Genomic DNA, 13,155 nt, shown 5'->3' with positions numbered 1-13,155 from the left:
GGCCCCCCGCGCCCCGCGCGCCGCGCCCGCCCCCCGACCGTACGGGCTCAGAGGACCTTGGAGAGGAAGGCCCTGGTGCGCTCGTGCTGGGGGTTGGTGAGCACCTCGCGGGGGTTGCCGGACTCGACCACCACACCGCCGTCCATGAACACCAGGGCGTCGCCGACCTCGCGGGCGAAGCCCATCTCGTGGGTCACGACCACCATCGTCATGCCCTCCTCGGCCAGGCCGCGCATGACGTCCAGGACGTCGCCGACCAGCTCCGGGTCGAGCGCCGAGGTGGGCTCGTCGAAGAGCATCAGCTTGGGCTTCATGGCCAGCGCGCGGGCGATCGCCACGCGCTGCTGCTGGCCGCCGGACAGCTGCGAGGGGTAGTTCTTCGCCTTGTCGGCGAGGCCGACCCGCTCCAGCAGGGCCATCGCGCGCTCCCGGGCCTCGGCCCTGCTCTCGCGCTTGACCTGGACCGGCGCCTCGATGACGTTCTCCATCGCGGTCATGTGCGGGAACAGGTTGAAGCGCTGGAAGACCATGCCGATGTCGCGCCGCTTGACGGCGACCTCGCGGTCCTTGAGCTCGTGGAGCTTGTCGCCCTTCTGCCGGTAGCCGACCAGTTCGCCGTCCACCCAGAGGCGGCCGCCGTTGATCTTCTCCAGGTGGTTGATGCACCGCAGGAAGGTCGACTTGCCGGAGCCGGACGGGCCGATGAGGCAGAACACCTCGCCCTGCTTGACCTCCAGGTCGATGCCCTTGAGCACCTCGACCATTCCGTAGGACTTGTGCACGTTCTCGGCCCGGACCATCGGCTCACCGGTGGACGCGGAGTCGGTGGGGGTCTTGCTCAGATCGGTCATACGTGACCACCTCCCTCGAGCCCCGGGACGACGTCGGCGGTGGTCTTCGGGGCGGGCTTCCCGGCGAACAGGCCCCGCAGTCGCTGCAGCGGGGTGGGCGGGAGGGTGCGGTTGGAACCTCGGGCGTAGTGGCGCTCGATGTAGTACTGGCCGATGGTCAGCACCGAGGTGAAGAACAGGTACCAGAGGCTGACCACGATCAGCAGCGGGATGTTCTGGTAGTTCCGGGAGTAGATGACCTGGCCGGCCCGGAAGATCTCCTCCAGGGAGATCACGGAGACCAGCGAGGTGGTCTTGAGCATCGAGATGGTCTCGTTGCCGGTCGGCGGGATGATCACCCGCATGGCCTGCGGCAGGACGATCCGCCGCATGGTCTGGAACCGGCTCATCCCGAGCGCGTGGGCGGCCTCGGTCTGGCCCTCGTCGACCGACTGGATGCCGCCGCGGACGATCTCCGCCATGTAGGCGGCCTCGTTGAGGCCGAGGCCCAGCAGGGCGGCGACGAAGGTCGGGATCAGGACGTTGGTCTCGCCGGACCAGAACTCCGGTCCCCACGGTACGCCGATCGACAGCTTGGCCCAGATCAGGCCGAGGAAGTTCCAGAACACCAGCTGCACCAGGACCGGGGTGCCGCGGAAGATCCAGATGTAGACCCAGGCGGTGCCGGCCAGCAGCGGGTTCGGGGAGAGCCGCATCACCGCGAGGATGATGCCGCCGACCACACCCATGAGCATGGAGAGGGCGGTCAGCTCCAGTGTCACGAGCAGCCCGTGCATGATGCTGTCGTGGAACAGGTACTGCCCGACGATGTCCCACTTGAAAGCGGGGTTGGTGAAGAGGGCGCTCAGCAGCATCGCCGCGAGCAGGGCGATGACGACGGCACCCGCCCAGCGTCCGGGGTGGCGGACCGGGACGGCCTTGATGGTCTCAGGCCGTCCCTTCGGCGCCGTCCCCTTGTCCAGAGAGTTCACGGTGTGGCCTCGGGGGAGAGATGAAGCGTACGAGGGGTCAGCTGGTGGCGCCGTTGACGACGGACTTGTCGAGGGCACCGGCCTCGACGCCCCACTTGGTGAGGATCTGCTTGTAGGTGCCGTCGTCGATCAGCGACTGGACGGCGCCCTGGATCGCCGGGGTGAGCTTGGAGCCCTTGGCGAGGGCGACGCCGTAGGGGGCCACGCCGTAGGTGTCGCCGAGCTTCTCCAGCTGCCCGCCGGACTGCTTGATCGCGTAGTCGACGACCTGGGAGTCGGCCATCATCGCGTCGTCGCGGCCGGAGACCACGGCGTTGGTGACGTCCGTCTGGAGGTCGAACTTGTCGCCCTCGTTCTGGATGCCCGGCTTGCCGGCCTTGGCGCAGTCCGGGTTGCGGGTGTCCTTGATCTCGTCGGCCTGGGTGGTGCCGGTCTGGACGGCGACCTTCTTGCCGCAGAGGTCCTTCGGGTCGACCTTGCCCGGGTTGCCCTTCTTGACCGCGATGGCGCTGCCCGAGTTGAAGTAGGTCACCATGTCGACGACCTGCTCGCGCTCCTTGTTGTCCGTGAAGGACGACATGCCGAGCTGGAACTTGTTCGACTGGATGCCGGGGATGATCGCGGTGAAGCCGGAGTCCTGGACCTCGGCCTTGAGGCCGAGCTTGGCGGCGATCGCGTTGGCGAGGTCGACGTCCATGCCGATGACCTTGCCGCTGTCGTCCTTGAACTCGTCCGGCGCGTACGAGGCGTCCGCGCCGACCAGGAGCTTCCCGGCCGACTTGACGTCGGCGGGGACGAGGGCGGCCAGCTTGTCGTCGGCCTTGACCGTGTTCACGGTCGCGGAGGCGTTGGGGGCGCCGCTGCCGTCGCTGCTCTTGCTGCTGCTACAGCCGGTCAGTGCCAGGGACACGGACACGGCAGCCACGCCGGCCGCGAAGAGGCGGGTGCGCTGGGTACGGACGGTCATGAGGGGGATCTCCTCCTGGGGAGAGAAATCGGGCGGAGCGCGCCGCGGGAGCGGCGCACCGGGGCAGCTGGCCGTACGGAGCCGTACGGGTGGTCACTCGCTGTACGTCGTCGTACGTGCGTTGCCGGGTGGTGCAGTTGCCTGGGCGCAGGTGGCCGCCCAGGGTGGTGCGGGTACTGCTTCCGCCACCCTCCGCCGAGGTGGACGTCGACCTGAACCGCCTCGACCGGTGGTCGGCTCGATCCGAGATGGGGGGAATCCTGCCATCTGATGACGGTCAGGTGGCCCTCATCCAGATCAAAATCGGATAACGAGGGCTCGTGCTGTCCGCTATTCGGACGGATCGCGTGCCCCTGTCACCCTGCGTATAAGTATGCAGATCCGGCAGTGGTGTTCCCGGACGCCCCGCCGCTGCCCCGCGGCCCCGCCCGTTCCCCGCTCCCGCCCCGCCGCCCCGGGCGGGTCAGATGCCCCCGTTGACCACCGCGTTCTGCGCCGCGCCCGCGCTCACGTTCCACTTGGCGAGGATCTTGTCGTACTCGCCGCTGCGGATCAGCTGGTCCACCGCCTTGGCCACGGTGTCGCGCAGCTCGGTGTCCTCCTTGCGGACCGCGATGCCGTACGGGTTGGAGGTCGACTGGGCCCCGGTCACCTCGAAGCGGCCCCCGCCGTCCGTGGTCTTCGCCGCGTAGGCGGCCACCGGGAAGTCGTTCAGCCCGGCCGCGGCGGTGCCGGCGGCGACCTCGGCCAGCGCCTTGGCGTCGGTGTCGAAGCGGTGCACGGTCAGCTGCTTGCCGGCGCGCGAGCAGACGGCGACCTGCCGGGTGGCGATCTCGTCCTGGGTGGTGCCCTGCTGGAAGGCGATCGTCCGGCCGCACAGGTCGTCCAGGGTCCGGATGCCCTTGGGGTTGCCCTTCGGGACGACGATCGAGGTCCCGGCGATGAAGTAGTCGACGAAGTCGACGCCCGGGTTGACCTGCTTGCCGTCGGCGTCCAGGCCCTCGCGGCGCGCACGGACGTCGCTGAGCGCGGACATCGCCACGTCGAACTGCTTGCCCTGGAGGTTCGGTATCAGCTTGTCGAAGGGGGTGTCCACGAACTCGACCCGCACGTCGAGGATCCGGCCGAGGGCGGTGGCGAGCTCCGGGTCGAGGCCGGCCGGCTTGCCGTCCGAGCCGCGGAACTCCACCGGCGCGTAGTTGACGTCCATGCCGATGCGCAGCACCCCGGCGGAGCGCTGCGCCTTCGGCAGCTTGCTGCGGACGTCCTTGACCGGGTCGCTCGCGGCGGCCTGCCCGTCACCGCCGCAACCGGTGAGCAGCAGGGCGCCGGCGGCGGCCAGGGCGGCCGCGGCGAAGGCCGGGCGACGGGCGGGAGGGCGGAGAGGCATGAGGGTGCTCCTGAGGGCGGAACCGGGGTCGCCGCGGTGTCGCGCGGGTGTACGCGGAACGGCGGACAAGCGATCCTGCCATCCCGCCCTGCCGGGCCCGGCAGCGGGTGTGTCAGAATTCGGTACCGGGTGACCCCCGAACGCTCGAACCAGACCGACGAGCCCCGACAGGCTCGGGGTGCCCAGGACCGGAAGTCATCACGTGGCTCCGTATCCGGGGCACCGATCCCCTGCGGATCTGCGTTCACACTTGCGGGTGCGCGTGCCTCAGCGCCGTTGCCGCCGCCGGAGCCCGGCACTTCCGACACCGGGCCCCAGCCGACGCGACAGCACGGCGATGAACTGCGCGTGACGAGGACGAAAAGGCATAGGTGCGATGCCTCCGTCCGACCTACGCTCGGCCCGGTAGCACAAGCGGACAACACAAGACCCCATAAAAACCCTCATCCGAGGGCGCCACCCGACGGCAGCGCCCCCGCCCCGACCCCGGGTCCGCTCAGGCGTACCCGGTTTCCGGCTTACGGCCGGGGCGCCCAGTCCGTCGGCCGCGCACCTCGCCGGAAACAATGACGAAGAGGTCATCGTGGCAGCGGAGATCATCAGCAGCACCCAGGACACCGTCGATCCGGTCGACGCCGTTTTCGCGCTCCACCGCGGCGGCAAGATGGAGATCCGGGCGACCGTGCCGGTGCGCGACGCGGACGACCTGTCCCTCGCCTACACCCCCGGTGTCGCCCGGGTCTGCACGGCCATCGCCGAGCAGCCGGAGCTGGTCAACGACTACACCTGGAAGTCCAACACCGTCGCGGTGGTCACCGACGGCACCGCCGTGCTGGGCCTGGGCGACATCGGCCCGGAGGCCTCGCTCCCCGTGATGGAGGGCAAGGCCATCCTGTTCAAGCAGTTCGGCGGGGTGGACGCGGTGCCGATCGCGCTCGCCTGCACCGAGGTGGACGAGATCGTCGAGACGGTGGTCCGGCTGGCCCCGTCCTTCGGCGGCGTCAACCTGGAGGACATCTCCGCCCCCCGCTGCTTCGAGATCGAGCGCCGGCTCCAGGACGCCCTGGACATCCCGGTCTTCCACGACGACCAGCACGGCACCGCGATCGTCACCACCGCCGCCCTGTGGAACGCCGCCAAGGTGACCGGCCGGGAGATCGGCGCGCTGCGGGCCGTGATCTCCGGCGCCGGCGCGGCCGGCATCGCCATCGCCAAGATGCTGCTGGCCGCGGGCATCGGCGACGTCTCCGTCTGCGACCGCAAGGGCGTGGTGTACCGGGGCCGCGAGGACCTGACCGACGTCAAGGCCGAGATCGCCGAGCTGACCAACCGTTCGGAGCTCAAGGGCTCGCTGGCCGACGCGCTGGCCGGCGCCGACGTGTTCATCGGCGTCTCCGGCGGCACCGTGCCGGAGGAGGTCGTGGCGACCATGGCCGAGGGCGCGTTCATCTTCGCGATGGCCAACCCCAACCCGGAGATCCACCCCGAGGTGGCGCACAAGTACGCGGCGGTCGTCGCCACCGGGCGCAGCGACTTCCCGAACCAGATCAACAACGTGCTGGCCTTCCCGGGCATCTTCGCGGGCGCCCTCCAGGTGCGGGCCTCCCGGATCACCGAGGGCATGAAGCTGGCCGCTGCCAAGGCGCTGGCCGCCGTGGTGGCCGACGAGCTGACCCCGCAGAAGGTCATCCCCTCGCCGTTCGACGAGCGGGTCGCCCCGGCCGTCACCAAGGCCGTGGCCGAGGCCGCCCGTGCCGAGGGCGTGGCCCGGATCTGACGCGGTGCCGGGGGAGCGCGCCGGCCACGACGGCCGCTCCCCCCGCCCTGCCCTCCCCCTCCCCCCGAACCGAAGGGGCGCGCCGGTGCCGAAAGGGAGAGCGCGAGGGAGCGACGCAGGAGCGAGGGAGCGCCGACCGTCGGCACCGGGTCGGAGCGCCCCGGAGGCGAGCGGGGGAGCGACAGCCGGGACACGCGTCACACCCACGTGTGGTTCCCGGCCCCGGCCGTCCCGGCTAGTGTCCGGGGCATGTTTGCTGCCTATGCCGCCCGTATCGACGCCGACGACCCGCTCAGCGGGCTGGAGTTGGGCGAACTCCCCGAGCCGCAGGCCCGTCCCGGGTGGAGCGTGGTCACGGTCCGGGCCGCCAGTCTCAACCACCACGACCTGTGGTCCCTGCGCGGCGTCGGCCTGCCCGCCGAGAAGCTGCCGATGATCCTCGGCTGCGACGCCGCGGGCGTCGACGAGGACGGCAACGAGGTGGTCGTCCACTCGGTGATCGGCCAGTCCGGTCACGGGGTGGGCCCGACGGAGCCCCGGTCCATCCTGACCGAGCGTTACCAGGGCACCTTCGCCCAGCGGGTGGCCGTGCCCACCTGGAACCTGCTGCCCAAGCCGGCCGAGCTGAGCTTCGAGGAGGCCGCCTGCCTGCCCACGGCCTGGCTGACGGCGTACCGGATGCTGTTCACCAACGCCGGGGTCAAGCCCGGTGACACGGTGCTGGTGCAGGGGGCCGGCGGCGGGGTGGCGACCGCGCTGATCGTGCTCGGCAAGGCGGCCGGCCTGCGGGTGTGGGTCACCGGCCGGGACGAGGCCAAGCGCGAGCGGGCGGTCGGGCTCGGCGCGGACGCGGCCTTCGAGAGCGGCGCCCGGCTGCCCGCCCGGGTGGACGCGGTGATGGAGACGGTCGGCGCCGCTACCTGGTCGCACTCGGTGAAGTCGCTGCGCCCGGGCGGCACCATCGTCATCTCGGGTGCCACCTCCGGCCCCAGCCCGAAGGCCGCCGAGCTGAACCGGATCTTCTTCCTGGAGCTCAAGGTGGTCGGTTCGACCATGGGCACCAAGGAGGAGCTGGCCGGGCTGCTGTCCCTGTGCGCCACCACCGGGGTCCGTCCGGTGATCGACTCGGTGCTGCCGCTGGCCGAGGCCCGGGACGGCTTCGCCCGGCTCGCCAAGGGTGACGTCTTCGGCAAGATCGTGCTCAACCCCTGACGCGCGGCGGCCCGGCACCCCCGACCAGGGGGCGCCGGGCCCGCGCGGGCGGCCGGGTCAGCCGAGCAGCCGCTTCAACCGTTCGCCGGCGGTGCCCAGCACCGAGCGGGCCTCGGCCAGCGCGTCGGCGCTCACCCCGCCGTCCCGGGCCGCGTCGCGGACCTGGTCGCGGAAGCGGTCGAGCAGCCGCTCCAGTTCGCGGGCGGGGTCGCCGTCCGGATCGGTGCGCGCCCACGGCGGCAGGTCGGCGGTGGCGGTCGGTCCGTCCTGGCTCCTGCCCGAGTCCTCGTTCGAGCCCTTGTCCAGGTCGATCCGGGTGACGGTGACCCGCTCGGAGGACCCGGCGCCCTCGGCCGTCCCGGCGCCCTCGCCGGCCTCGCCGGTCGGGTGGCCCCAGCGGGCCGCGTCGGCCAGCCCGGCCAGGCCCTTGGTCAGCTCGGACAGGCCCTCGGCCAGCCCGGTCGGCCAGTCGCCCTTGGCGGCGTGCTCGCGCACCTGCTGCTCGACCCGGCGCTTGATCCGCAGCGCCTCCTGCTGGGCGGCGGTGCGGGAGGCCTTGGCCTGCTCGCGCAGCCGGCGGGCCTCCTCCTCGGCGGCCTTCGCCTTGGCCTTGGCGGCCCGCTCCTGCTCCCGGGCGCGCTTGGCCTGCTCCTTGGCCTGCCGCTTGAACTGGGCGAACTCCTCCTTGGCGCGCTGCCAGGAGTCGTTGTCGCCCCAGGGCCCGGCCCACGGGTCGCCGCCGGTCTCGGTGCGGTCCGGCCGGGGGGCCTGCTTGGCGGCCTGCCAGAGCTCCTCGCGCAGGTCCTTGGCGCTGTCCCGGACGTCCTCCCGGATCGCCCCGGCGAGCTGCGCCACCGAGTCGTGGATCTCCAGCTCCAGCTCGTCCAACTCGACCTGCCGGGCTTCGAGTTCGGCGCGCCCGGCGTCGGTCAGCTGGTAGACCTTGCGGCCGCCCTCGGTGCTGTGGCTGACCAGGCCCTCCTGCTCCAGCTTCGCCAGCCGCGGGTAGACCGTGCCGGCGGACGGCGCGTACAGGCCCTGGAAGCGCTCCTCCAGCAGGCGGATCACCTCGTAGCCGTGCCGCGGGGCTTCGTCCAGCAGCTTGAGCAGGTAGAGCCGGAGCCGGCCGTGGCCGAAGACGGGGCTCATCTCAGGCCTCCTTGGTGAGGTCGGGGCCGGTGGGCGCGTCGGAGGCGGGGCCGGCCGGGAGCTCCCGGACCACCACGGGGGCGTCGTCCTCCGACTCGGGGCGGCGCAGGACGGTGACGGCGCCGGAGACGGTGGTGACGTTGAGGCTGCCGCGGCCCTCGCCGATCTGGCCGGTGATCTTCTTGGCGCCCCAGGTGCTGCTCATCGTGAGCTCGTCGAAGGTGCTGGAGACGTCGCCGCTGGTGGAGCCGGCCTCGACGGTGGCGTCGGCCAGCGAGGGGATCCGGACCACGACCGGGCCGCTGACGGTGTTGACCTTGACGTCGGTCTCGCCGGCCACGTCGAGGTCCAGGGTGACGGCGCCGGTGACGGTGTTGGCCTGGACCCGGTCGGCGGTGCCGGCGATCACGGTGAGCTGACCGGAGACGGTGTTGACCTTGAGCTGGCCGCCGACCGCCTGGGCGTCCACGTCGCCGGTGACGGTGCTCGCGTCGATCCGGCCGGTGACCCCGGCCAGGGTGGTGTCGCCGCTGGCGCTCTGCACCGAGACGTGGCCGTCGATGCCGCTCACGGTGGCGTGGGCCGACACGGTGCCGACCTTGACCTCGGTGCCGGCCGGCACGGTCAGGGTGACGCCGACCGAGCGCTTGCGCTTGAAGGAGTCGAAGAAGCTGCGGACCGAGCCGACCGACTTGATCCAGGTGCCGAACTCGCCCCAGCTGTTGATGTCCTTGTAGGTGACGGTCAGGACGCCGTCGACCAGCGTCAGGTGCAGCGGGTCGCCGGTGAGGTCGGTGACCTCCAGGCGGGCCGGGCCCTCGGCCGCGACCACGTTCACCGTGCCGTCGATGACGCGCACGTGCAGCGCGCGGACGGCGTCCTCGAACGTGGTCCTGCCCGGCTCCTCGATCGTCCACTGGCTCATCTCTGCCGCCTCCCGTAGCGGATCGCGATGTATCGCGTTCTCTTCCAAAGACGATATATCGCGTGCCGGGAAAAGCAAGCGGTTCCACCCCTGAACCCGGCCCGGAAGCATCCCGGAGCCGTCCCCTACGGGAGACGTGCGAGGGCCCGGAAGGCGGTGTGCCTCCCGGGCCCTCTCACGAGCGGCCGCCGGGGCTCACTCGTCGTCGTCCTCGTCGTCGAGCCGGGCCAGCCAGGTGGCCAGCCGCTCGACCGGGATCTCGAAGTCCGGGTTGAGGTCGACGAACTCGCGCAGGCGCTCGGCGAGCCACTCGAAGGTGACCTCCTCCTCGCCGCGCCGGCTCGCCAGCTCCTCGATGCCTCGGTCGGTGAAGTACACGGTCAGGTCCTCTCTCTCGAATCACGCCGGGCGTCGGTGGTACTGCGGAGCCTGCGCGCGTCAGAGCGCGAAGATCTCCTCGAGCAGCGCCTGCTGCTCGGCCGCGTGCCGCTTGGCGGAGCCGACCGCCGGCGACGAGGCCGCGGTGCGGGCCACCCGGCGCAGGCGGGCGTCGCCGCCGCTGCGGCCGATGACGACCTGGAGGTGGTCGACCAGGTTCATCGCGATGAACGGCCAGGCACCCTGGTTGGCCGGCTCCTCCTGCGCCCAGACGAACTGGACGTTGTCGCCGTAGCGGGCCAGCTCCTCCTGGAGCTCGGCCACCGGCAGCGGGTAGAGCCGCTCGACCCGGACGATCGCGGTGTCGGTGACCCCGCGCTCGGCGCGGGCGGCCGCCACGTCGTAGTAGAACTTGCCGGCGGTGATGACCACCTTGCGGACCTGCGCCGGGTCGACGGTGGTGTCGCCGATGACCGGGCGGAACGAGCCGGACAGGAACTCCTCGGTCGCACTCGCCGCGGCCTTGAGACGCAGCATCGACTTCGGGGTGAAGACGACCAGCGGCTTGTGGTGCGGGTTGTGCGCCTGCCAGCGCAGCAGGTGGAAGTAGTTCGACGGCAGGGTGGGCATCGCGACCGTCATGTTGTCCTGCGCGCACATCTGCAGGAAACGCTCCGGGCGGGCGGACGAGTGGTCCGGTCCCTGGCCCTCGTAGCCGTGCGGCAGCAGCAGGGTGACGCCGGAGTGCTGGCCCCACTTCTGCTCGGCGGAGGCGATGTACTCGTCCACCATGGTCTGCGCGCCGTTGACGAAGTCGCCGAACTGCGCCTCCCACATGACCAGCGAGTTCGGGCGGGTCAGCGAGTAGCCGTACTCGAAGCCCATGGCCGCGTACTCCGACAGCAGGCTGTCGTAGACGGTGTAGCGGGCCTGGTCCTCGGTGAGGTACTGCAGCGGGGTGTAGTCCTCACCGGTCTTGCGGTCGATCAGCACGGCGTGCCGCTGGCCGAAGGTGCCGCGGCGGCTGTCCTGGCCGGCCAGGCGGACCGGGTGGCCCTCCATGAGCAGCGAGCCGATGGCGAGGGTCTCGCCCATCGCCCAGTCGATGGTGTTGTCCTCGACCGAGGCGGCGCGGCGCTGCAGCTGCGGCAGCAGGCGCGGGTGGACGGTCAGCCAGTCCGGCAGGTTGACCTGCGAGGCGGCGATCCGCTTGACCATCTCCTGGGAGATGCCGGTCTGGATGTTGACGGGGAAGTCGGCCTGCGGCTTGCCGCCGGAGGTCGGGGCGGGCGCCTGGGCGGCGTCGCGGACCTCGGCGAAGACCTTCTCCAGCTGGCCCTGGAAGTCCTGGAGCGCCTGCTCCGCCTCTTCCATGGTGATGTCGCCGCGACCGATCAGGCCCTCGGTGTACAGCTTGCGCACCGAGCGCTTCTTGTCGATCAGGTCGTACATCAGCGGCTGGGTGAACGACGGGTTGTCGGCCTCGTTGTGACCGCGGCGGCGGTAGCAGATGAGGTCGATCACGACGTCCTTGTGGAACGCCTGGCGGAACTCGAAGGCGAGCCGCGCGACGCGGACCACGGCCTCCGGGTCGTCGCCGTTCACGTGGAAGATCGGGGCCTCGATCATGCGGGCCACGTCGGTGCAGTACATCGAGGAGCGCGAGGACGCCGGGGCGGCGGTGAAGCCGACCTGGTTGTTCACCACGACGTGCACGGTGCCGCCGGTGCGGTAGCCGCGCAGCTGCGACATGTTCAGGGTCTCCGCGACGACGCCCTGGCCGGCGAAGGCCGCGTCGCCGTGGATCTGGATCGGCAGCACCGGGAAGGTGGTGCCGCCCTGGTCCAGGATGTCCTGCTTGGCGCGGGCGATGCCCTCGACGACCGGGTCCACGGCCTCCAGGTGGGAGGGGTTCGCGGCGAGCGAGACCTTGATGGTCTCGCCGTCCAGGCCGGTGAAGGTGCCCTCGGCGCCCAGGTGGTACTTGACGTCGCCGGAGCCGTGCATCGACTTCGGATCGAGGTTGCCCTCGAACTCGCCGAAGATCTTGCCGTACGGCTTGCCGACGATGTTGGCCAGCACGTTCAGGCGGCCGCGGTGGGCCATGCCGATGACGGCCTCGTCCAGGCGGTGCTCGGCGGCGGCGTCGATGGTCGCGTCCAGCATGGCGATCAGCGACTCACCGCCCTCCAGCGAGAAGCGCTTCTGGCCGACGTACTTGGTCTGCAGGAAGGTCTCGAAGGCCTCCGCCGAGTTCAGCCGGCGCAGGATCCGCAGCTGCTCCTCGCGCTCCGGCTTCGAGTACGGCTTCTCCAGGCGCTCCTGCAGCCACTTGCGCTGCTTCGGGTCCTGGATGTGCATGTACTCGATGCCGACGGTGCGGCAGTAGGTGTTGCGCAGCAGGCCGAGGATGTCGCGGAGCTTCATCATCTTCTGGCCGCCGAAGCCGCCGACCGCGAACTCGCGCTCCAGGTCCCACAGGGTGAGGCCGTGGGTGGTGACGTCGAGGTCGGGGTGCTTGCGCTGCTTGTACTCCAGCGGGTCGGTGTCGGCCATCAGGTGACCGCGGACCCGGTAGGAGTGGATCAGCTCCATGACGCGCGCGGTCTTGTTGACCTCGTCGTCGTGGGTGGTGGCGACGTCGGTGGCCCAGCGGACCGGCTCGTACGGGATCCGCAGCGACTCGAAGATCTCGTCGTAGAAGCCGTTCTCACCGAGCAGCAGGCGGTGGATCTCGCGCAGGAACTCGCCGGACGCCGCGCCCTGGATGACGCGGTGGTCGTAGGTCGAGGTCAGCGTCATGATCTTGGAGACGCCCAGGCGGGACAGGGTCTCCGGGGCGGAGCCCTGGAACTCGGCCGGGTACTCCATGGCGCCGACACCGACGATGGTGCCCTGGTTCTGCATCAGGCGCGGCACGGAGTGCACGGTGCCGATGCCGCCGGGGTTGGTCAGCGAGACCGTGACGCCGGTGAAGTCGTCCATGGTCAGCTTGTTGGCGCGGGCCCGGCGGACGATGTCCTCGTAGGCCTGCCAGAAGCCGAAGAAGTCGAGGGTCTCGGCCTTCTTGATGGCCGCGACGACGAGCTGGCGGTCGCCGTTCGGCTTGACCAGGTCGATCGCCAGGCCGAGGTTGACGTGCTCCGGCTTGACCAGGAAGGCCTTGCCGTCCTCCACCTTGTAGCTGTGGTTCATGCCCGGGGCGGCCTTGATGGCCTGGACCAGGGCGTAACCGATCAGGTGGGTGAAGGAGACCTTGCCACCGCGGGCGCGCTGCAGGTGGTTGTTGATGACGATGCGGTTGTCGATCAACAGCTTCGCCGGGACGGCGCGGACCGAGGTCGCGGTCGGCACCTCCAGCGAGGCGTCCATGTTGGTGGCGACGGCCTTGGCCGGGCCGCGCAGCTGGACCAGCTCGGGGCCGGCCGCGGCGGTGGCGGCGGGCGCGGCCGGAGCGGCGGCCTTGGGGGCCGGGGGCGCGGCGGGCGCGGCGGGCGCGCCGCCCCCCCGCCCGGGCGCCGCCCCCCCCCCCCCC

Annotated in this window: 10 protein-coding genes; 2 read left to right on the top strand and 8 right to left on the bottom strand. The window is 71.0% G+C overall.

Going from position 1 to position 13,155, the window contains the following annotated elements:
- Positions 1-47: 47 nt before the first annotated feature.
- From ACFWXO_RS19610 to ACFWXO_RS19595, 4 genes are all read right to left on the bottom strand, one after another.
- Positions 48-851 carry an amino acid ABC transporter ATP-binding protein gene (locus ACFWXO_RS19610; protein ID WP_375896620.1) on the bottom strand — a complete coding sequence of 268 codons (804 nt, stop codon included), beginning with the start codon at positions 849-851 and terminating at the stop codon, positions 48-50.
- Complete coding sequence (locus tag ACFWXO_RS19605; protein WP_380525130.1) at positions 848-1,822, bottom strand: amino acid ABC transporter permease; 975 nt, start codon at positions 1,820-1,822, stop codon at positions 848-850. The genes ACFWXO_RS19610 and ACFWXO_RS19605 overlap by 4 nt, the downstream gene beginning before the upstream one ends.
- 37 nt (positions 1,823-1,859) lie before the next feature.
- Complete coding sequence (locus tag ACFWXO_RS19600) at positions 1,860-2,789, bottom strand: ABC transporter substrate-binding protein (protein ID WP_375896615.1); 930 nt, start codon at positions 2,787-2,789, stop codon at positions 1,860-1,862.
- Positions 2,790-3,252: 463 nt separating this feature from the next.
- Positions 3,253-4,179: an ABC transporter substrate-binding protein gene (locus tag ACFWXO_RS19595; RefSeq protein WP_380525129.1), complete on the bottom strand. Its 927-nt coding sequence runs from the start codon at positions 4,177-4,179 to the stop codon at positions 3,253-3,255.
- Between the two features lie 583 nt (positions 4,180-4,762).
- On the opposite strand from ACFWXO_RS19595, the gene ACFWXO_RS19590 reads away from it, so the two are divergent.
- Both ACFWXO_RS19590 and ACFWXO_RS19585 read left to right on the top strand, forming a co-directional pair.
- Positions 4,763-5,956 carry an NADP-dependent malic enzyme gene (locus ACFWXO_RS19590; protein ID WP_375896610.1) on the top strand — a complete coding sequence of 398 codons (1,194 nt, stop codon included), beginning with the start codon at positions 4,763-4,765 and terminating at the stop codon, positions 5,954-5,956.
- A gap of 249 nt (positions 5,957-6,205) precedes the next feature.
- Complete coding sequence (locus ACFWXO_RS19585; protein ID WP_375896607.1) at positions 6,206-7,168, top strand: zinc-binding dehydrogenase; 963 nt, start codon at positions 6,206-6,208, stop codon at positions 7,166-7,168.
- A 57-nt stretch (positions 7,169-7,225) separates the two neighbouring features.
- On the opposite strand, the gene ACFWXO_RS19580 is transcribed toward ACFWXO_RS19585, so the two are convergent.
- The 4 genes from ACFWXO_RS19580 to ACFWXO_RS19565 all read right to left on the bottom strand — a co-directional run.
- A complete protein-coding gene (locus ACFWXO_RS19580) occupies positions 7,226-8,317 on the bottom strand; it encodes a PadR family transcriptional regulator (protein WP_380525128.1) in 1,092 nt (363 codons plus the stop codon).
- 1 nt (position 8,318) lies between these two features.
- Positions 8,319-9,242, bottom strand: a complete 924-nt coding sequence (locus ACFWXO_RS19575) for a DUF4097 domain-containing protein (RefSeq protein WP_375896602.1) — start codon at positions 9,240-9,242, stop codon at positions 8,319-8,321.
- Between the two features lie 195 nt (positions 9,243-9,437).
- On the bottom strand, positions 9,438-9,620 hold the full coding sequence (locus ACFWXO_RS19570; RefSeq protein WP_375896601.1) for a DUF6104 family protein: 183 nt from the start codon (positions 9,618-9,620) through the stop codon (positions 9,438-9,440).
- Between the two features lie 60 nt (positions 9,621-9,680).
- Positions 9,681-13,155: multifunctional oxoglutarate decarboxylase/oxoglutarate dehydrogenase thiamine pyrophosphate-binding subunit/dihydrolipoyllysine-residue succinyltransferase subunit (locus ACFWXO_RS19565; protein ID WP_380525127.1), on the bottom strand; the 3,475-nt coding region annotated here is incomplete at its 5' end.

This window comes from Kitasatospora sp. NPDC059088, from assembly GCF_042738155.1.
GTDB lineage: Bacteria > Actinomycetota > Actinomycetes > Streptomycetales > Streptomycetaceae > Kitasatospora.
Note: the sequence above shows the minus strand (reverse complement) of the source record. Positions and strands in the feature narration are given on the sequence as shown.